Here is a 21,086-nt window from a genome sequence, read left to right as displayed (position 1 = left end):
TCGCATATTAAACATGAACGGTGTTGTTTTAATTTCTGGCAATGGTTCGAATTTACAATCAATTATTAATCATTCTATTGCTATTAATTTAAAAATTAGAGCAGTTATTAGCAATCACACCAATGCTTATGGTCTTAAACTCTCTGAACATGAAAATATTCCTACTCATGCCATAAGTCATAAAAATTTTTCATCTAGAGAAAAATTTGACCAAGCGTTAAGCAATATTATTAATCAATACAATCCTGAAATTATTATTCTTGCTGGCTTTATGCATATACTAAGTGATGAATTTACACATCAATATTCAGGAAAAATACTTAATACTCATCCCTCATTATTACCAAAATTCAAAGGACTAAATACCCACCAAAGAGCGATAGATGCTAAGGAGAAACAGCATGGGGTGAGCATTCACTTTGTGACTGGACAGCTTGATGGAGGTCCTATTATTGCCCAAACTAGTATTAATATTATTGATACAGATACAAAGGAAACTTTAGCAAAACGCGTTCTACTTGAGGAACATAAATTATTCCCAAAAGTCATTCATTGGTTTACACAAGGCAGGCTAAAACTTAAAGGAAATCAAGCTACATTAGATGGAACAATTTTATCAAATTAGTTTATGTAATATTCTAACTTTCTTATCTATTTTAGAATCATTCATATCTTATAGAGTACTCTATAAGATATGACACTATTTAACTCTAAAATATATATTATCACGTCAATAAAGCTATGACTTATATACTTTTAGCCTTTATAAAAACAGAAGGGTCTACTTTTTAGTCAAATCATCAAGTTGATGACCATGATGTTGCATCTATTCTCACCATACCATGACTTAGACAAAAATTAGAAAAATCATTTGAAGTATAATACAAACTAATTTATTTTTATTAAACTATCAAAGTTAACAGAGTAATCCCAATAAAATCTTTTTTTTACACACAATCTGTACTAACAAGTATAAACCACATACATACTAACCTAGTTCCAGATTAAAAATCTGAAGTCAAAGATAAATTACACGTAAGTTTTCAAATATTCTCCTGTATAGGATTCCTTAACTTGTGCCACTTCTTCTGGTGTACCAAATGCAATAATCTGCCCACCATTATTGCCCCCTTCAGGCCCTAAATCAATAATCCAATCTGCAGTTTTAATAACATCAAGGTTATGTTCAATAATAACAATGGTATTATTACGCTCGCATAATCTATTAATAACTGATAACAAAAGTTTAATATCATGAAAATGCAAACCCGTTGTCGGCTCATCAAAAATATAAAGTGTTTGTCCAGTATCCATTCTTGACAATTCTTTTGCTAATTTAATACGTTGTGCTTCACCACCAGATAAAGTAGTTGCATTTTGCCCAAGAGTAATATAAGAGAGTCCAACCTCCATTAGAGTTTGTAGTTTTTGTTTAATTTTAGGCATAGATTGGAAAAACTTAACTGCCTGTTCTACAGTCATACCAAGTACCTGTGAAATACTCTTTCCTTTATAAAACACTTCTAAAGTTTGTTGATTATAACGCTGACCTTGACATACATCACATGATACATAAATATCTGGCAGAAAATGCATTTCTACCTTAATCAATCCATCACCCTTGCATGCTTCACACCTACCTCCTTTAACATTAAAACTAAAACGACCTGCTTTATAACCACGTAACCTTGCCTCTAAAGTTTGTGAAAATAAATCACGCACTAACGAAAATACACCTGTATAAGTAGCTGGATTAGAGCGTGGCGTACGTCCAATTGGACTTTGATCAATATTAACAATTTTATCAAGATAATTTAATCCTTCAACTGATTCATATTCAGCAGGTGTTATTTGTGCACAATGAAGCTCCCTTGCTGCCAAAGCATACAAGGTATCATTAATTAAGGTTGATTTTCCAGAGCCAGATACGCCTGTCACACAAGTTAATACACCTATAGGAATAGACAAATCAACATTATTAAGGCTATTACCATTAGCTCCTTTAATACGAATCCATTGATTGGCGCTTTTTCGTTTAGTAGGAATTTTAATACTTTGACGACCACTTAGATAATCACCTGTTAAAGAGTTAGGATTGTTTTCAACATCTTCAGGTATGCCAATGGCAACTATTTCACCTCCATGTACGCCAGCACCAGGACCAATATCAATTACATAATCGGCCTGTTTAATTGCTTCTTCATCATGTTCTATCATAATCACTGTATTGCCAATATCACGCAAATAGGCAAGTGTGTTTAATAGCTTTTGATTATCTCTTTGATGTAAGCCTATTGATGGCTCATCAAGCACATACAAGACACCCATCAATCCTGTGCCAATCTGACTAGCTAAGCGAATACGTTGTGCTTCACCACCTGATAAACTATTTGCTCTACGATCAAGACTTAAATACTCCAACCCCACATTAATTAAAAATTCTAAACGTTGAATAATTTCTTTTAAAATTTTTTCTGCAATTTGACCACGAACCCCTTCCAGCTTTAACTCTTTTAAAAAACTATAAATATCAACAATAGAAAGCTTAGCAATATTTGATAAATTTTTTTCATCAATAAACACACTCCTAGCTGATTCATTTAATCTATCGCCATGACATTCAGTGCAATCCTTACTAACAATATAACTAGAAAGTTCTTCTCTAACACTATGAATCTCACTTGTTTCATAACGACGCATCATTCTTGGAATAATACCCTCAAATGGCTTGGCTTTATTAGACCAACCCTTACGTCCTTTGATTCTTGAAAAGTCAATGTCATCTGTGCCACTCCCATAAAGGACAATTTTTTTGTGTTTATCACTTAATTGTTCATAAGGTGTTTCAATACTAAAGCCGTAATACTTACCTACCAAAATTAATATTTGATAAAAATAAGCATTTGAGCGTCCCCAACCATAAACTGCTCCATCTGCTAAACTCATACTAGGACTAGCTATAACTTTTTGTTCATCAAACGTATCTTTCACACCCAGTCCATCACAAGTTTGACAAGCACCAACTGGATTATTAAATGAGAAAAGTCTAGGTTCTAATTCACTTAATGAGTAACCACATTCAATACAAGAAAACTTAGCGGAAAATACCTTTTCTTGCAAGGATGATTCATCTTTCATAGGTGCAATGCGTACCAAACCTGCACTTAAATTAAGTGCAGTTTCCAATGATTCAGATAAACGTGAAATCATATCTTCTCGTATTTTTAAACGATCAACTACAATTTCAATACTATGGTTAACCTTACTATTCAGTACTTCCATTTCATCTATATACACAACTACACCATCAATTCTAGCTATTAAAAACCCTTGCTGATTTAACTCTTTTAATAATTGTACATGGCTACCTTTGCGGTTCTGAACAACAGGTGCTAACAACATAATTTTTCTACCCATTAGCAATTTAACAATACTATCAACCATTTGAGGAATAGTTTTAGATTCAAGATTAATTTTGTGTTTTGGACAAATTGGAATACCAATACGTGCAAATAATAATCTTAAATAGTCATAAATTTCAGTAATCGTACCAACTGTTGAACGTGGATTATGTGAAGTGGATTTTTGCTCAATAGAGATAGCTGGAGATAACCCTTCAATATAATCAACATCAGGTTTTTCCATGAGTGATAAAAATTGACGTGCATAAGCTGATAAAGACTCTACATAACGACGATGTCCTTCTGCATAAATAGTATCAAAAGCTAATGAAGATTTACCTGATCCAGATAGTCCAGTAATTACAATCAATTTGTTTCTAGGAATATCAATGTCAATATTTTTTAAATTGTGGACTCTAGCACCACGAATACTAATATGATTCATATATAAAATATATCAGACAAATATTTATTATACCCATAAGGATAGGTAAAATTATCTCAATATTATGATTTTCAGCACACAGTAATGAGTAAATACAAACGTATCTTATTAAAACTTAGTGGTGAAGCCCTGGCTAGCACTACAAATATAATTGACCCAATAACACTAAATAAAATAGTTGATATAATAAAATCAGTACTTAATCAAAATGTTGAAATAGCAATTGTTATTGGTGGTGGTAATATTTTTAGAGGTGAGACACTTACAAAAACTGGCATAAATCTAATTACTAGTGATCATATTGGAATGTTATCAACTGTCATCAATGCACTTGCTATTGCAGATACTTGTCAAAAAAATAAGGTTGATACATTGGTTATGTCAGGCTTGTCAATAGGTGGTGGTGTATGTAATTCGATTAATCATACACATGCTAAACAAGCGTTAAAAAAAGGCAAAGTCATTATTTTTTGTGCAGGTACAGGCAATCCATGCTTTACTACTGACACTGGTGCAGCGTTACGCGCTATTGAAATTGGTGCAGATGCTGTATTTAAAGCCACTAAAGTAGATGGTATTTATACCGATGACCCTGTTAAAAATCCAAATGCAAGACGTTATAATTCATTAAGTTTTGATGAAGCAATTGAAAAAAATCTTCAAATTATGGACGTATCTGCATTTGCACTATGCCGCAAACATGATTTAGAAATTTGTGTATTTAGCATACTAGAAAACACCAACACATTGTCAGACTTATTAAAAGGAAAACTTTTAGGCACTATTGTAAGGAAATAAACTATGTTAAATGAAATACAACAAAATGCCCAAAATAAAATGAATAAAAGTATCAACTCACTTGGAAATGCTTTTAGTAAAATTAGAGCTAGTCGTGCACACCCGTCATTACTTGAACAAATTCATATAAATTATTATGGTTCTATGGTACCACTATCTCAAGTAGCTAATATCAGTACAGAGGATTCACGAACACTTAAGGCATCCCCATGGGAAAAGGATATGGTATCTGTAATTGAAAAAGCTATTATGACATCAGATTTAGGACTTAACCCACAAACCATAGGTCAAGTGATACGTATTCATTTACCACCACTTACTCAAGAGCGTCGAGGTGAACTAGTAAAAGTCGTCAAAGATGAAGCAGAAAAAGCCAAAATTGCTATTCGCAATATTCGTCGTGATGCCAATTCTAATTTTAAAGAATTATTAAAAGAAAAAGAAATATCAAAAGATAAGGCTAGAAAAGCAGAATACGATATTCAAAAAATTACTGACGAATATATTAAAAAAATAGAGATTAACCTTAATAAAAAAGAAGATTCTTTACTAGAAATTTAATCTATATATAGCATTAAAAATGATTAGTCAATAAAAAGCTCGTCTTATTGACTAATAAACATTAATTTTGGTAATTTTCTATACAAATAAAATAATCTTCCCATCTATTAGGAGAAAATAATGTACCAATTTCATCAATTGGACCTGTATTGTACAAAATACCACTAGCTAACGCTTGTTCAAATCTTTTTATGTTATCATTGGGCAAATTAAATCTATTCTTACAAGCTTCATGTACTACTAATACCCCTGAAGAATCAACTACAGTTTGTTGTCCAACTACTCTAGAAGTTTCAATTAGCGGCATTGTATCAAGATTGTACTCACTATTTACTACAATTTTATTAAAAATCGGTTCAATAAGCCCAATATTATGACCATCTCCACCAGCTATTACACCCCCTACTAATATAAATATTATAGCAAAACTAAGTATTTTACTTATCATTTTATACCTCCAAATTATTCAATAAATTAACTTATCCACATTTTTTGAACCTTTATTTTAAACTACTTATTATAGAATAACCATTCTTACATGAATTTATGATGAGTAATTTTTACAAATGTACTATATCAATACAATTAAATTTAATCTTCAACTTATTTACCCTGTACATTCATATGTAAACAACAATAGTAAAAACAAGATTATTATAATCTAAAATATAAACATTCTTGAAAATATAATACCTTATTTGAATATTAATTCTCATAAAATTAATTATTTCGCCTTATAAAAATCGCTAATATAACCCATTATTTAGCATAATACCCAATCATATTGATAGTTCACCGTGGCAGACACTTAAAAAATAAATCTGTGCTTAATGTAACCTATCATAATGAAATATCTATCTTTACTACTATACCGCATACTAAAATTACACAAGTAATGAATCGTTCTTATTATTTTAATTATTATTCTCAAGTTATTTACACATTAATTAACAATCCAACAAATGCATTCATTATTGCCATTATTTCTAGAATAAAAAATAAAAAATATTTTTTTAACACAGTATGTTTTACAGGTGTTTTATATCACCAAAAACCAAGATTGTATTTAAAAAATTAGTAAATATCAGTTAATCCAAATATAAAATACCTCTAGACACACTTATTACTGATTAGAAAAGAGTTAAAGAATAGCCCCAAGAATACTATGATAAAATTCGAAATATTTATTTCTTATCATTAAAAAAACGCTACATGTTTAGTTTGAAAATACAGAATGTTAAAAACATTAAGTTCCTAGATATAATTAAAAATATACCTAAGTAAAAACGATAAAACACAACCTCTTGAGAAATTTTTCAAGTTCCAGAATAATAACCAGATTTACAACAATTAAACATATAATTTTTGTTTGTTAAGAACAAATTGAGCAGTATAATTATTTCCTTTTTTTAAAAAATAATTATGATTCCTCGTTTTCTCTTAACAACGCTATTATTTTCTATAAATATCTTTGCAGAGCCAAATATTGTAGTTAGTATTAAACCTATTCACTCTATTGTTAGTAGCTTAACTCAAGGAATAACAACGCCAAAATTATTACTAACAACCAATCAATCAGCGCATCATACTCATCTAAAACCATCCCAGTTATCGTTATTAAATCATGCAGACTTAGCTATTTTTATTCATCCTAACCTTGAAAATGGGCTTAAAAAAATATTAAATAATCTTAGTGATAGTAAAAAACTAATTATTGGTAACATAAAAGATATTCATCTTATACATAATAAAGAATACAATGAGTACGGACTTGATGAACATCAAAAAACAACTAACTATCATCTTTGGCTAGACATAAATAATATGCAAATATTTGCAAAAGAATTAATTAAAAAATTGATTAAAATTGACCCCAATAACCAGTTAAACTACACAAATAATTTAAACAAACTTAAAAAAAATTTAAATAAACTTAAAAAAGATATTAATCAAAAATTATTTTTTTACAAGTCTAAAATTCTTGCAAGTTATTCTAATACCTTTGATTATTTTATTAATGCTAATCAGTTAAAAAAATCAATTAATATTACGAATTACCACGGAGAAAGATTAAGTATATCTAAAATACTTAAAGCTAAAAAAATAATGAAAAATACACAAACAAAATGTTTACTTTCTACCATAGAAGTATCAGAAAAACGAACCAATACACTGATTAAAGATTTAAATATAAATTCAGTAAATATTGATATTATAGGTTTTAATATTCAACAAAAATATAATAATTATTTTAAACTGATGCATAATATTACCAATAAAGTTATTCAATGTCTAAAATAAGACTCTCATTTAATAAAGCCTCAAATAATTACGATAATCACGCATTTTTACAAAAAGAAATTGCTATTAGGTTAGATAAAAAACTTAATACTATTTCATCCAAAGCTGATATCATTCTTGATCTTGGTGCTGGTACTGGTTTACTCAGCAAACAGTTAACTAAGTGCTTTTTAAAATCAAAAATTATTTGCATAGACTTTTCTCAGAAATCCTTAAAATACAACCCATCTAGTAACAAGATTTGTGCTAATGCTAATTATTTACCACTCCTAAACAATAGTATTGATATAATTACTTCTAATTTGATGATGCAATGGTGTCCAGATCTTAATATTTTATTCTCAGAATGTTTTCGTGTGCTTAAAAATGATGGATTATTTTTATTCTCTACCTTTGGACCAGATACACTAAAAGAATTAAAAAACAGTTGGTCAGTTGTGGATGATAAAATGCATGTCAATACTTTTATTGATATGCATGATATTGGTGATCAAATGTTATTAAATAGATTCAAAAATCCTGTAATGGAAATGGAAACTTGGACACTAACTTATCAAACAGTCATTGACTTATTACATGATCTTAAAGCCATTGGCGCTCAAACAGTTATCAAACGTTCAAAATCACTAACTGGTAAAAATAAGTTCCAACTAATGATTAAAATGTATGAATCTTACAAAAATAATGGAAAATTACCAGTCACTTATGAAGTAATTTATGGACATGCATGGAAATAAACAAGTAATATTACTCTTAAAAACCAATAAAAAATAATTAAGCTAATTAAGTAATAGTATATGTTTTTTCTAAAATATATTCACCTTTACTAACTAGTAATTTAGATAAAATTATCACTATATGCAATAAAACTTTATGGTAGTAGTTTAGAATAGTGACAATACTAATTGTATCAATAAATCTGGAAACAAACCAACTACAAGTATTAAAATGACATTCATTGATAAAACTAATTGTATATCCATTGATGCATTAATAGTTATATTGTTATCAATTTCATCAAAATACATAAATTTAATAATTTGTAAATAATAGTAGGTACTAATAACAGCAAAAATAACAGCAAAAATCGCAATAGTTATAAAGCCGGATGATACTATTTGTTGGAGAATAAAGAATTTTGAATAAAAACCAAGAAATGGAGGAATACCTGCCATAGATAGCATGACAATTAACATCATTAGTGCAAACCATGGTGAATGTTTACTAAGACCTTTAAAATCAGAAATTTGATCTACTTCAAAACCTTGTTTATTCAATAGAATAATCATACCAAAGGCTGCCAAACTCATTAATATATATACCAACGTATAAAATATTGCTGCACTATAACCAGTTAATGTTCCAGTTACAAAACCAAGCATGATAAAACCAACATGTGAAATTGTTGAATAAGCTAACATACGTTTGATATTTGTTTGCATAAGCGCAACTACAGAACCTAGTGTAATGGATAAAATAGACAATACCATAAATAAATCTGACCAATAGGAGTGCATACTACCTAGGCCATTAACTAAAATACGTATCAATATAGAAATCGCTGCAATTTTAGGTACGGTTGAGATAAAAAGTGTGACTGAAGTAGGTGCGCCTTGATATACATCTGGTACCCACATATGAAAAGGAACAGAACCTAATTTAAAAGCAATACCAATAACTAAGAACACTAAGCCAAAATTAATAATCAGAGTTTTTCTTGAAGTAAGATTTGTATTAGATACAAAATTAGCAATTTCGTTAATATTAAGACTGCCGCTAATACCATAAATCATACTCATACCATACAATAACAAAGCAGATGCAATTGCGCCTAATATAAAGTACTTAAGTGCAGCTTCAATAGCATATACCCTTTCATGTGCAATAGCAATTAATGCGTATAATGACAAAGATAGGATTTCTAACCCTAGATATAGTGTTAATAAACTATATCCAGACACCATTACCATCATACCTAGTATTGATAATAAAACCAGAATAAAATACTCACTCCTAAAAAGTAAGTGTGCCCTTAAATAATGACGTGAGTAAACCATAGCAATCATAGTAGCAATCATCATAAATACTTTAAATACTGATGCCATATTATCTAATATGAATGAGCCACTAAAAATAATTACCTGAGGATGATCAATTAAATTGAATGCTAGTAATCCACTAATTAATAAACTTAGTTGGGTTAGGTAATATGTAACTTGTTGAGAATATTTATTTAAAAATAAATCTAATAATAAAATTACTACAATTGCACTGAGTAAAAATATTTCTGGTAACACAACCCATAAAGATGATGTGTCAAATTCGATAAAATTATGCATAAGTTAATATTTAAAGTTTAGACGTTAAAGCTTGGTGTAATAAATGTTCAATTGAAATGTGCATTAACTCAATCACTGGTTGTGGATATAAGCCAATAACTAATACTACTATTGCCAAAATTGCAAAAATTGAAAACTCACGAGCATTAATATCTTTTAACATTGATACAGCAGGATTAGTAATAACTCCAAAAAATACTCTTTTTACCATCCATAATGTATATGCTGCGCCTATAATCAATGTGCTTGCCGATAACACACCATACCAGATATTTGCTTGAATAGCACCTAAAATAACCATAAATTCCCCTACAAATCCTGAAGTACCTGGCAATCCCACATTGGCCATTGCAAATAATATAACGAATCCTGTGAATTTAGGCATAGTGTTAATCACACCTCCATAGGTTGATATCTCTCTTGAATGCAACCTATCATACAATACACCAACTACCAAAAACATAGCAGCTGAGATAAAACCATGTGAAATCATTTGTACCATAGCACCTTCAAGACCTAATAATGATCCTTCTATTATGTCTTGCTTATAACTCAAGAATAAGGTAAATATTCCTAATGTTACAAAACCCATATGAGAGATTGAAGAATAAGCTATAAGCTTTTTTATATCACGTTGCACAAGTGCAATAAAACCAATATAAACAATGGCAATAAGTGACAATATAATTATGATTTCTGAAAATTCTAATGAAGCATCAGGTATAATAGGAAGGGAAAAACGAAAAAAACCATAACCACCCATTTTAAGCATAATTGCAGCTAAAATAACAGAACCACCTGTTGGTGCTTGTACGTGCGCATCTGGTAACCAAGTATGCATAGGAAACATAGGTACTTTGACAGCAAATGCCATAAAAAATGCCCAAAAAATATAGCTTTGTTCCGTAAAACTTAATTTTAAGTTATGCATATCAATGATTGCAAATGAGCCACCTTTGTTATACATATAAATTACAGATAATAACATAAATACTGAACCAAAGAATGTATATAGGAAAAACTTAATAGATGCGTACACACGATTAACACCACCCCAAACACCAATAATCAACAACATAGGAATTAATGATGCTTCCCAAAATACATAGAACAAAATAGCATCTAATGAAGAAAATACACCAATAATAAAACCCTCCATCATTAGAAATGCCGCCATATAGTGAGAGCATCTTTTAGTAACTACTTCCCAACCTGCAATAATAACTAAAATTGTTGAAAAGGTTGTAAGGATAATAAGTGGTACAGAGATACCATCTACGCCAATATGATAATTTATATTAAATTGTGATATCCAAGACGATTTTTCAACAAACTGCATTAAATGTGTTGAGGAATCAAAAGATGTATAAAGACTTAATGATATAACGAAAATAAGAATTGAAAGTATCAAACTTACCCAACGTGCTATATTAGCACGATCGTTACCAATAAATATAACTAATACGCCAGAAAAAATTGGCAACCAAATTAGTAAACTAAGTAACGAAATCCCCATAATTAAAGCTCAATTAATGGGCTTTCACCCGTAAACAGCAACCAAGTTAAAATAATTAATAAACTAAAAATCATCAAAAAAGCGTAGTGATAAACATAACCTGTTTGAATGAGACGTAAAATTTTACCAAATAAGACAATGAGTTTGGTACTACCATTAACTAGTAACTTATCAATTAAACTAGTATCTGACACCTTATATAAGAAGTTTCCTAGTTTCTTAGCCCCACTAACAAAAATAAGATCATTAAAACGATCAAAACCATACAAAGATTCAAGAACATAGTTAGTACGGTAATATTTCTTTTGTACCCAGCCAGCCCACTGTACTTTATAAATTGAAAACAACCAGGCAATGGCAATACCACTTATCATCATCCAAAATGGTAAAGTTTGTATCGCATGAGGAATCATTGAAGCTGCACTGTGAAATTCATGTTTCAATTTAGCCATAGAAATATGGCTTGAAGCAACAGTAATGGCATTATCTAACCAACCATTAAACAACATAAATTCAATCGTCAAATATCCAATCATTAAAGATGGAATAGCCAATATAATTAATGGAAAAATAATTGAAGATGCAGACTCATGCAGATGAGTAGAAGTATGTACATCTATCCTAGACTCTCCATGAAATACCAAGAAAAACATTCTTAATGAATAAAAAGAAGTAATAAATACACCTACTACTACTGCAACATAAACCCAACTTGAATACGATAATGATGAAAAATACACCGCTTCAATAATCATATCTTTTGAATAAAAGCCTGAAAAACCTGGAAAGCCAACCAGGGCCAATGTGCCAATAAGTGCAGTCCAATAAGTAATTGGCATTTTTTTACGCAATCCACCCATCTTACGAATATCCTGCTGATGATTCATAGCAACAATAACTGAACCCGCAACTAAAAATAATAATGCTTTAAAAAATGCGTGTGTCATTAGATGAAAAATAGCAACTGAATAAGCACTAACTCCTAAAGCAACTGTCATATAACCCAATTGTGACAAAGTTGAATAAGCTACCACTTTTTTAATATCATTTTGTACAATACCGAGTAATCCCATAAATAAAGCAGTAATTGCACCTACAATCATAACTACTGTTAAAGCAGTATCACTTAGTTCAAACATAGGTGACATACGTGATACCATGAAAATACCTGCAGTTACCATAGTAGCTGCATGAATTAGAGCTGAAATCGGTGTAGGACCTTCCATTGATCCTGGTAGCCAAACATGTAGTGGTACTTGTGCAGACTTTCCCATTGCACCGACAAATAGCAATAAACAAATAACAGTAATAAGATCTAACCCCCAAAGCTGTTGGCCTATCGTCTTTTCAAGACTCAAAAATACCTCCGTATAATCCAATGAGCCACTAAATACCAATACCAAACTAATTCCTAATAAAAAGCCAAAATCACCAACGCGATTAACTAAAAAAGCTTTCAAATTTGCTTGCACCGCTCTTTCTTTATGATGCCAAAAGCCAATTAATAAGTATGAAACTAATCCAACTGCTTCCCAACCAAAAAAAAGCTGCATAAAATTATTACTCATTATCAGCATGAACATTGAAAATGTAAACAATGAAATGTAACTAAAAAACTTAGTATAACCTGCATCATTATACATATAACCAATAGTATAAATATGTACCATAAATGAGATAAAAGATACAACTACTAGCATCACTGCTGTTAAATTATCAATTAAAAAACCAACACTAATATTTAAATTATTAATTTGTATCCAGGTATAAAGATTTTGATTAAACACTTCACCCCGCTCTAAAATATGATAATTAAACACATATAGGGATAATACAGTTGAAATTAATAAACCTAAAATAGTCAACCTATGTGTTGCTGTTTTACCAAGCATGGTACCAAAAAATCCTGCAATAACAGCTCCTACTAAAGGTGAAAGTGCAATTGTTAAGTAAATTTTTTCCATTACTAACCCTTTAAACTGTTAGTAACATCAACACTAATAGACCCACTACCTCTAAATAACAAGGTTAAAATAGCTAGACCAATAGCAACTTCAGATGCTGCTACTGTCAAAATAAAGAAAACAAAAATTTGTCCTGCTTCATCTCCTAAAAAATGCGAAAAAGCAACAAAATTAGTATTGACAGCAACCAGAATTAACTCTACACACATTAATAATGTAATAATATTAGTACGATTAATAAAAATACCCACTAATCCAATACAAAAAATAGTACTACTTAGTATTAAATATTCACTTAGACTAACCATTTATTTCTCCTTCTTATCAGGTAAAATAATTGAGACAAGTTTTACTCTATCTTTGGCTTGAACATTTACTTGTTCAGAAATAGATTGTTTTTTGCGGCTTGTATCATTTCTATGTACTAATGTAATAGCAGCAATGATTGCAATAAGTAACAAAACTGCCGCAAGTTCAAATGGATAAACATAAGTGGTATAAAATTGTATTGCCAATACAGTAATATTACTATAACCTTCACTGTGACGCTCTGGAACACTAAATACATCTAACCCAAATTGATTAGAACCTAGCACTAAACTCATCTCAGCAATAATAATAATAGCAACAATAAGCCGTAACGGTAAATATCCAGTGAATCTTGCATTGATTGTTGATTTATCAATATTAAGCATCTTGATTACGAATAAAAATAATACCATAACCGCACCAACATAAACCAAAATCAAAATAATAGCTAAAAATTCAGCCTCAAGCAAAATCCAAATGCTAGCAGCACTAAAAAATGCCAAAACTAAAAATAAAACCGACTTTGCTGCATTACGTGAAAAAATCATCGCCAAAGAGCTAACAACAAACCAAAATGAAAATATATAAAATATTATTTGTTCGAATCCCATTATCTACTTTTATTTATACTTAGCATCTTCAAGCTTAGTTTGATTAATGACTTGCTCATGTTGACTACCTACTTCCAAAAGACGCTCTTTAGTCATAATACTACCTTGCCTTGACTCAAACACATAATCAAAAATTTGTGTCTCAACAATCGCATCAACGGGACAGGCTTCTTCGCAAAATCCGCAAAAAATACACTTAAATAAATCGATATCGTATTGGGTGGTTCGACGTGTGCCATCATCACGCATCTCAGATTCAATGGTAATAGCATTAGCAGGACAAACAGCTTCACACAATTTACAAGCAATACAGCGCTCCTCACCATTTGGATAGCGACGTAACGCATGTAATCCTCTAAAACGTGACGATATTGGAGTTCTTTCTTCTGGAAATTGTACGGTAATTTTTTTGTTAACCAACTCTTTAGCAGTAATCTTTAGCCCAATTCGTAAATCATTTAGGGTAAAATCCTTAATTAACTTATTTAATTTTTTAATCATAAGATATGTTAACTTAAAACCACGGACTAAGTTGTAATTGGGTCATCAATGCCACAACAAATATCCAAATAATAGTAATTGGTAAAAATACCTTCCAAGATAAACGCATAATTTGATCATATCTAAAACGTGGAAAGGTAGCACGTACCCATAAGTATAAAAACATAAAAAAAGTCGTTTTTGCTAGTAACCAAATTATACCAGGTATCCAAGAAAATATATTTTCAAGATAAGGAATAGCCTCAAAAGGAGAATGCCAACCACCAAAGAACATTATCACAGAAAGAACTGCCATTAAAATCATATTAGAATATTCTGCTAAAAAGAATACTGCAAACGTCATACCTGAGTATTCAACATGCGTACCTCCAACAATCTCTGATTCACCCTCTACAACATCAAAAGGTGCACGATTTGTTTCTACAAGAGATGAAATAAAAAAGATAACCATTATGGGAAATAAAGGAATAAAATACCAATAGATAATCCCGCCTTGCTGTGCTTGAACAATAGTGTTTAAGTTTACACTACCAGCAATCATAACAACTGTTACTAGTGCAAAACCAATAACAATTTCGTACGAAACTAGCAATGCTGCACTTCTAAGTGCGCCTAATAATGGATATTTTGAATTAGACGCCCAACCTGCTAAAATAATACCGTAAACACCGATAGAACCAATCGCTAAAACATACAATAAGCTAATATCTAAATTAGTAATATAAATACTCTCGTCAAATGGAATCACTGCCCATACTGCAATAGCAGGTGCAATAGCTAATACAGGCGCTAATAAAAATAAATAAATATTTGCTTTAGTAGGAAAAATAATTTCCTTAGTCATTAATTTTAAAGCATCGGCGATAGGTTGTAACCAACCTTTTGGACCAACACGATTAGGGCCGATACGTAATTGTATATAACCAATCACTTTACGTTCAGCATAGGTAAAATAGGCTGCCACTAGCATTAGTGGTATTAGCAAAGCCATTGCTTTAATAAAAATTATTAAAATAATAGCTACTGTACCGTCAAACCATGGAACAAGTGCATGTACCATTTTCACAAAAGTTTGCCAAAGTTCCATTATGCTTGTCCCTGAATATTAGTTGTTTGATTAGTATTGATAAATACACAACCATCTGCTACTGTGTCAGTAATTATCACAAGTACACCTAAATATTTATCACCAACTGATACTTTTAATATTTTAGCGGTTGTTTGATTCATATAAGCATTATTCATCTGTCCTATTTTAGTTTTTTGTAATGTTCCACTGTGTCTTAATACAGCGTCAATACTATAAGGTGAGTTTTGCCAAATTACACTAATACCATTATGATGACTGGCGAGATTGCCATTTATATCATGAGTTTGAATTGCATGTGATTGATAAGATATTTCAGCCAAAACTTGAGTGGAATCTTCATAATTAAATCCTGGTAATTCTAATAAATCAGCTATGACTTTTAAAACTTTCCAAGCAGGTTTAACCTCATTTGGTGCTTTAACTGCAGCTGTATAGGATTGAATATCATTGTTAATATTTAAATGCGTTCCTGAGGTTTCATAAATACTGGCGATCGGCAAAATAACATCTGAATAACCAACAACAATATCGTCTTTAAAACTATTTAAAGAAATAACAAAAGTATTATCTTTTTCAAAAGCTTTAATAGCCGCTCCTAAATTATGAAAATTATACTGTGGATAAATGTCTAACAAAATAAAGCCTCGCATATCAGACGCAAGCATCGTATTAACATTCATACCAGAGTTTTGGGGTACACATCCAACTAAATCAGCTGCTATAGTATTTGCCGTTATACTCAAATTTAGTGTTCTACTATTGGTACTTTGAGAAATTTTAGTAACTAAATTAGCAATAGTAGAAGCATCTACATTATTAATAATATGTTCACCTAAAATAATAACTGAACTATCAGAATTTAACATTTTATAAGCTATATTATTAGCCACTTCATCAACATCAATAGCTATCAAGTAGTCAGGTAATTCTTGAATATTGTTAATCATGATTAACTTAAGAACACCTGCTAATGTAAATGCTATTTTATTTGGTGCAATAATATTTTCGGTATGAAGCGAATAATTAAAATCAAATACCATTACATTTAACACATCGATATCTGCACCTTTTTTTGTAGCTTTACGCAACCAATGATTAATCATTGGTTGTTCTAATCGAATGTTAGCCCCTATAATTAAGGCATAATCTATCTCTTCTAGTTCGTCTAGTTTGATATTAGAATCAAGTATAATGGTATTATCTAAGTTCTTAACATTTAAACGATAGTCAATATTGTCGCAACCAACTTCTGTTAGAATCTTTTTAAATAAATAAAACTCTTCCATAGTCGCTGTATTTGATACTAATCCGCCTAATTGATCGGCTCTTTGATGCTTTAAAATATGACTATTAAGTCCTTTTACAGCATAATCCAATGCCACTTCCCAGCTTACTTGATTCCACCCTCCTTGTACTTTAATTTGAGGTTGTAACAATCTATTTTCATGCGTTAGACTTTCATACGAGAAGCGATCACGATCAGAAATCCAAATTTCGTTAACCAAATCATTATCAGCAGATACAACCCGCTTTACCTTACCCTTGTAGGATTGTACCAATAAATTTGAACCCACTAAATCATGTCTTGCGATACTAGGAATTGAGTTCATTTGCCATGATCTTAATTCATATTTAAATGGCTTAGAAGTAAGTGCTCCTACTGGACATATATCAATCATATTACCTGATAATTCAGACTGAATACCTTGCTCTAAAAATGGTTCAATCTTTAAATTTTCGCCTCTCCCAGTTCCACCCATTTCCATTATACCAGCAATTTCAACACCAAAACGTACACAACGTGTACAATGAATACAACGTGTCATATCTGTTTGAATCAACACACCAATATCACTATCTGTCACAATACGTTTACCTTCTGAAAAAGAAGAAATATCTGAGCCATATTCAACGGCCACATCTTGTAATTCACACTCACCACCTTGATCACAAACTGGACAGTCAAGCGGATGATTAATGAGTAAAAATTCCATCACTGATTTTTGACTATTCTTAGTTTTTACATTCCGTGTCTGGACTTTCATACCTTGTACAACTGGGGTTGAGCAAGCTGGTTGCGACTTAAGAGCACCCTCAATATCCACCAAACATATCCGACAAGAAGAAACTACTGAGAGTTTTTTATGATAACAAAATCTTGGCACGCTAATATTTTCTCTATCAGTGACAACGATTAGCATTTCACCTGCTTTAGCACTCACAATATTACCATTAATGTCAATTTCAATATCAGTCATCGACTACCCCTTACCATTGACTTTCCATGTTTAATATAATACTCAAATTCCTCACGAAAATTACGTAAAAAACTCTCAACAGGCATTGCTGCAGCGTCACCTAATGCACAAATAGTATTTCCCATAATTTTATTTTGTATGCTCAATAATAAGTCAATATCTCCCTTCCTACCATTACCATCAAGAATACGCTTTAATACTCTATACAACCAACCCGTTCCTTCACGACAAGGAGTGCATTGCCCGCAAGATTCATCATAATAGAAATGCGCCAACCTTGTTAATACTTTTACCATACAAGTTGATTCATTCATAATAATCACTGAACCTGCACCAAGCATTGAACCTGCTTTTTCAATACCATCATAATCCATAGTCATATTCATTACAATTTCTGCAGTTAATACCGGGGTTGATGAACCTCCTGGAATCACGGCTTTTAACTTAGTGTCGTCACGCATACCACCTGCCATCTCAAGTAAATCTTTAAAAGATATACCCATAGGCACTTCAAAATTTGCTGGATTTACAACATGTCCTGAGACTGAAAATAATTTACAACCTCCAGAGTTTTTAACACCAATATCTGCAAACCATTGACCGCCACATCTTAAAATCTCAGGTACGCTTGCAAAACTTTCAGTATTATTAATCGTAGTGGGTTTACCAAATAATCCTACATTAGCAGGAAATGGTGGCTTAAATCTAGGCTGACCTTTTTTGCCTTCAATGGATTCTAATAAAGCAGTTTCTTCACCGCAAATATAAGCACCTGCACCTAGGTGTGTATATAAATCAAAATTAATAGAACTGTTATTAATATTTTGACCTAACAATCCTGCCTTATAAGCCTCTTTTAACGCACCTTCAAAACGTTTGAAAGGCTCCATAAATTCCCCACGAATATAGTTATAACCAACACTGGCGTTCATAACAAAACCACCAATTGCCATACCTTCAATCACTGCATGAGGATTAAATCTTAAAATATCTCTATCTTTACAAGTACCTGGTTCTCCTTCATCTGAATTACAAACTACGTATTTTTGTCCATCAGAATGACGTGGCATAAAACTCCATTTAAGTCCAGTAGGAAATCCAGCACCACCCCGACCACGTAAACCTGACAACTTTAATTCGTCAACGATTTGATCAGGTGTCAATTCACCTTTGAGGATTTTACGCCATACTAAATAACCACCACTGGCTTCATAAACTTTAAATGACCAACATTGATCTTTTGTCAGATTTTTAAAGCAAACTTCGTTCATTTGAGATTATCCACAATCTTATCAATCTTATCAATAGTAAGATTTTCAAAATACTTTTCATTAATCTGAAACATTGGAGCACCCACACAAGACCCTAAACACTCAACTTTTTTAACACTTATTAAACCATCTAAGGTTACTTCACCTGTTTTAACACCTAGTTTATTTTCTAGATGCTTAATTAAATCATCAGCGCCATTTAACATACATGAAATATTATGACAAAAACGAATTACATGCTTGCCAACTTTTTTATAATTGTAATTTTCATAAAAAGTAGCTACTTCTTGAACAGCCATACCTGGCATATCTAAATAATCAGCCACTTCTTGGATAATACTAGCACTTAATATATTTTCATTTTCTGCTTGAACAATTTTTAAAGCTTGCATAACGGCAGAACTTTGTCTATCTTTTGGATATTTTGCAATCCAGACATCAATTTGATTTTTTGCTCTAATTGAAATCATCTATCTATTTCACCAAATACAACATCTTGTGTACCAATAATAGTCACAACATCTGACAACATATGTCCTCTTGTCATTTCATTCATAGAAGCCAAATGAGAAAAACCAGGCGCTCTAATTTTAACTCTATAAGGCTTATTAGCTCCATCAGAAATGAGATACACCCCAAATTCACCCTTTGGGTGCTCAACAGCACGATAAACCTCACCCTCTGGCAAACAATAGCCTTCAGTAAATAATTTAAAGTGATGAATTAAAGATTCCATGTCATTTTTCATATTAGTACGTTTGGGTTGTGATACCTTGTGATCATCACTCATAACTGCACCTGGATTTTCTCGTAACCACTTAACACATTGTTTAATAATGTGGTTTGATTGACGCATTTCTTCCATACGTACTAAGTAACGATCATAACTATCACCTGTCATACCTATTGGTATATCAAACTTTAATTGATCATAAATTGCATAAGGTTGATTTTTTCTCAAATCCCACTCCACACCAGAGCCTCTAAGCATAGGTCCTGTAAATCCTAACTGTTTAGCGCGATTTGCAGAAACAACGCCAATATTCACCAAACGCTGTTTCCAAATACGATTATCCGTTAATAAATCATCATATTGCTTGATACTTTTAGGAAACTCTTTAACAAAATCAGCAATAAAATCTAATAATGAGCCTTGACGATTTTCGTTCATAGTTTCTAACTCTTTACTTGTTCGGAAATCTGAAGCTAAATACTGAGGCATTTTATCTGGCAAATCTCGATAAACACCACCTGGACGATAATAAGTTGCATGCATGCGTGAACCTGATACCGCCTCATAACAATCAATCAATTTTTCACGTTCACGAAATGCGTATAAAAAAATACTCATAGCTCCAACATCAAGCCCATGCGTACCTAACCACATTAAATGATTAAGAATTCTAGTAATTTCGTCAAACATTACTCGAATGTACTGAGCACGTTCAGGTACCTTTAAATTCAACATAGCTTCAATTGCCATTACATAAGCATGTTCATTACACATCATCGAAACATAATCAAGCCTATCCATATAACCAATTGATTGATTATATGGCTTGGATTCTACCAATTTTTCTGTACCACGGTGTAACAAGCCAATATGCGGATCAGCCCGTTCAATAACCTCACCATCAATTTCTAAAATAAGGCGGAGTACACCATGAGCTGCAGGATGTTGAGGACCAAAATTAAGAGTATAGTTACGAATTTCAGCCATT

The 21,086-nt window shown here is 31.5% G+C and carries 18 protein-coding genes; 5 read left to right on the top strand and 13 right to left on the bottom strand.

Translation table 11 applies throughout. The annotated features are described in order from the left end of the window. Positions 1–13 precede the first annotated feature (13 nt). Positions 14–625, top strand: a complete 612-nt coding sequence (gene purN, locus HUW60_RS01235; protein ID WP_190600637.1) for a phosphoribosylglycinamide formyltransferase — start codon at positions 14–16, stop codon at positions 623–625. Positions 626–1,029: 404 nt separating this feature from the next. Here purN and uvrA read toward each other — a convergent pair whose 3' ends face one another. Continuing rightward, a complete protein-coding gene (uvrA, locus tag HUW60_RS01230) occupies positions 1,030–3,846 on the bottom strand; it encodes an excinuclease ABC subunit UvrA (protein WP_190600636.1) in 2,817 nt (938 codons plus the stop codon). 84 nt (positions 3,847–3,930) lie between these two features. Between uvrA and pyrH the strand changes: the two genes are divergently transcribed. After that, on the top strand, positions 3,931–4,644 hold the full coding sequence (gene pyrH, locus HUW60_RS01225; protein ID WP_190600635.1) for a UMP kinase: 714 nt from the start codon (positions 3,931–3,933) through the stop codon (positions 4,642–4,644). A gap of 3 nt (positions 4,645–4,647) precedes the next feature. After that, the gene (gene frr / locus HUW60_RS01220; RefSeq protein ID WP_190600634.1) at positions 4,648–5,205 is read left to right on the top strand and encodes a ribosome recycling factor; all 558 of its coding nucleotides are present in this window, start codon (positions 4,648–4,650) and stop codon (positions 5,203–5,205) included. Between the two features lie 61 nt (positions 5,206–5,266). On the opposite strand, the gene HUW60_RS01215 is transcribed toward frr, so the two are convergent. Continuing rightward, complete coding sequence (locus HUW60_RS01215) at positions 5,267–5,653, bottom strand: hypothetical protein (protein WP_190600633.1); 387 nt, start codon at positions 5,651–5,653, stop codon at positions 5,267–5,269. A 974-nt stretch (positions 5,654–6,627) separates the two neighbouring features. On the opposite strand from HUW60_RS01215, the gene HUW60_RS01210 reads away from it, so the two are divergent. Both HUW60_RS01210 and bioC read left to right on the top strand, forming a co-directional pair. After that, positions 6,628–7,506, top strand: coding sequence for a metal ABC transporter solute-binding protein, Zn/Mn family (locus tag HUW60_RS01210; protein WP_190600632.1), 879 nt, complete (start codon positions 6,628–6,630; stop codon positions 7,504–7,506). Next, positions 7,494–8,243: a malonyl-ACP O-methyltransferase BioC gene (gene bioC, locus HUW60_RS01205; protein ID WP_190600631.1), complete on the top strand. Its 750-nt coding sequence runs from the start codon at positions 7,494–7,496 to the stop codon at positions 8,241–8,243. The genes HUW60_RS01210 and bioC overlap by 13 nt, the downstream gene beginning before the upstream one ends. 147 nt (positions 8,244–8,390) lie before the next feature. Here bioC and nuoN read toward each other — a convergent pair whose 3' ends face one another. Genes nuoN through HUW60_RS01150 form a run of 11 tightly spaced genes read right to left on the bottom strand, consistent with a single transcriptional unit; the run spans position 8,391 to position 21,085 of the window. Continuing rightward, positions 8,391–9,845 (bottom strand): NADH-quinone oxidoreductase subunit NuoN, encoded by a 1,455-nt coding sequence (gene nuoN, locus HUW60_RS01200; protein WP_190600630.1) that lies wholly within the window; start codon positions 9,843–9,845, stop codon positions 8,391–8,393. A gap of 10 nt (positions 9,846–9,855) precedes the next feature. After that, positions 9,856–11,361 carry an NADH-quinone oxidoreductase subunit M gene (locus tag HUW60_RS01195; protein ID WP_190600629.1) on the bottom strand — a complete coding sequence of 502 codons (1,506 nt, stop codon included), beginning with the start codon at positions 11,359–11,361 and terminating at the stop codon, positions 9,856–9,858. Positions 11,362–11,363: 2 nt separating this feature from the next. Further along, positions 11,364–13,325, bottom strand: a complete 1,962-nt coding sequence (gene nuoL / locus HUW60_RS01190) for an NADH-quinone oxidoreductase subunit L (RefSeq protein ID WP_190600628.1) — start codon at positions 13,323–13,325, stop codon at positions 11,364–11,366. A gap of 2 nt (positions 13,326–13,327) precedes the next feature. Next, positions 13,328–13,633 (bottom strand): NADH-quinone oxidoreductase subunit NuoK, encoded by a 306-nt coding sequence (gene nuoK, locus HUW60_RS01185; RefSeq protein WP_190600627.1) that lies wholly within the window; start codon positions 13,631–13,633, stop codon positions 13,328–13,330. Continuing rightward, a complete protein-coding gene (locus HUW60_RS01180) occupies positions 13,634–14,245 on the bottom strand; it encodes an NADH-quinone oxidoreductase subunit J (protein ID WP_190600626.1) in 612 nt (203 codons plus the stop codon). Positions 14,246–14,254: 9 nt separating this feature from the next. After that, the gene (gene nuoI / locus HUW60_RS01175; RefSeq protein ID WP_190600625.1) at positions 14,255–14,746 is read right to left on the bottom strand and encodes an NADH-quinone oxidoreductase subunit NuoI; all 492 of its coding nucleotides are present in this window, start codon (positions 14,744–14,746) and stop codon (positions 14,255–14,257) included. Between the two features lie 13 nt (positions 14,747–14,759). After that, complete coding sequence (gene nuoH / locus HUW60_RS01170) at positions 14,760–15,833, bottom strand: NADH-quinone oxidoreductase subunit NuoH (RefSeq protein ID WP_190600624.1); 1,074 nt, start codon at positions 15,831–15,833, stop codon at positions 14,760–14,762. After that, complete coding sequence (nuoG, locus tag HUW60_RS01165) at positions 15,833–18,094, bottom strand: NADH-quinone oxidoreductase subunit NuoG (protein ID WP_190600623.1); 2,262 nt, start codon at positions 18,092–18,094, stop codon at positions 15,833–15,835. Before nuoG ends, nuoH begins: the two co-directional genes overlap by 1 nt. Next, a complete protein-coding gene (gene nuoF / locus HUW60_RS01160; RefSeq protein WP_190600622.1) occupies positions 18,091–19,365 on the bottom strand; it encodes an NADH-quinone oxidoreductase subunit NuoF in 1,275 nt (424 codons plus the stop codon). Before nuoF ends, nuoG begins: the two co-directional genes overlap by 4 nt. Then, complete coding sequence (gene nuoE / locus HUW60_RS01155) at positions 19,362–19,835, bottom strand: NADH-quinone oxidoreductase subunit NuoE (RefSeq protein WP_190600621.1); 474 nt, start codon at positions 19,833–19,835, stop codon at positions 19,362–19,364. The genes nuoF and nuoE overlap by 4 nt, the downstream gene beginning before the upstream one ends. Then, entirely contained in the window at positions 19,832–21,085 is a 1,254-nt protein-coding gene (locus tag HUW60_RS01150; protein WP_190600620.1) for an NADH-quinone oxidoreductase subunit D, read from the bottom strand. Before HUW60_RS01150 ends, nuoE begins: the two co-directional genes overlap by 4 nt. Position 21,086 lies beyond the last annotated feature (1 nt).

Origin of the sequence: Candidatus Vesicomyosocius sp. SY067_SCS001, assembly GCF_014706615.1 — a bacterium.
Classification (GTDB): Bacteria; Pseudomonadota; Gammaproteobacteria; order PS1; family Pseudothioglobaceae; genus Ruthia.
Note: the sequence above shows the minus strand (reverse complement) of the source record. Positions and strands in the feature narration are given on the sequence as shown.

Bases quoted from the DNA above. Each gene is read 5' to 3' on its own strand.
- HUW60_RS01180 (WP_190600626.1), bottom strand. From the start codon at position 14,245: ATGGGATTCGAACAAATAATATTTTATATATTTTCATTTTGGTTTGTT.
- frr (WP_190600634.1), top strand. From the start codon at position 4,648: ATGTTAAATGAAATACAACAAAATGCCCAAAATAAAATGAATAAAAGT.
- HUW60_RS01215 (WP_190600633.1), bottom strand. From the start codon at position 5,653: ATGATAAGTAAAATACTTAGTTTTGCTATAATATTTATATTAGTAGGG.
- HUW60_RS01210 (WP_190600632.1), top strand. From the start codon at position 6,628: ATGATTCCTCGTTTTCTCTTAACAACGCTATTATTTTCTATAAATATC.
- HUW60_RS01150 (WP_190600620.1), bottom strand. From the start codon at position 21,085: ATGGCTGAAATTCGTAACTATACTCTTAATTTTGGTCCTCAACATCCT.
- nuoI (WP_190600625.1), bottom strand. From the start codon at position 14,746: ATGATTAAAAAATTAAATAAGTTAATTAAGGATTTTACCCTAAATGAT.
- nuoF (WP_190600622.1), bottom strand. From the start codon at position 19,365: ATGAACGAAGTTTGCTTTAAAAATCTGACAAAAGATCAATGTTGGTCA.
- nuoN (WP_190600630.1), bottom strand. From the start codon at position 9,845: ATGCATAATTTTATCGAATTTGACACATCATCTTTATGGGTTGTGTTA.
- nuoH (WP_190600624.1), bottom strand. From the start codon at position 15,833: ATGGAACTTTGGCAAACTTTTGTGAAAATGGTACATGCACTTGTTCCA.
- bioC (WP_190600631.1), top strand. From the start codon at position 7,494: ATGTCTAAAATAAGACTCTCATTTAATAAAGCCTCAAATAATTACGAT.
- nuoG (WP_190600623.1), bottom strand. From the start codon at position 18,094: ATGACTGATATTGAAATTGACATTAATGGTAATATTGTGAGTGCTAAA.
- purN (WP_190600637.1), top strand. From the start codon at position 14: ATGAACGGTGTTGTTTTAATTTCTGGCAATGGTTCGAATTTACAATCA.
- uvrA (WP_190600636.1), bottom strand. From the start codon at position 3,846: ATGAATCATATTAGTATTCGTGGTGCTAGAGTCCACAATTTAAAAAAT.
- pyrH (WP_190600635.1), top strand. From the start codon at position 3,931: ATGAGTAAATACAAACGTATCTTATTAAAACTTAGTGGTGAAGCCCTG.
- HUW60_RS01195 (WP_190600629.1), bottom strand. From the start codon at position 11,361: ATGGGGATTTCGTTACTTAGTTTACTAATTTGGTTGCCAATTTTTTCT.
- nuoK (WP_190600627.1), bottom strand. From the start codon at position 13,633: ATGGTTAGTCTAAGTGAATATTTAATACTAAGTAGTACTATTTTTTGT.
- nuoL (WP_190600628.1), bottom strand. From the start codon at position 13,325: ATGGAAAAAATTTACTTAACAATTGCACTTTCACCTTTAGTAGGAGCT.
- nuoE (WP_190600621.1), bottom strand. From the start codon at position 19,835: ATGATTTCAATTAGAGCAAAAAATCAAATTGATGTCTGGATTGCAAAA.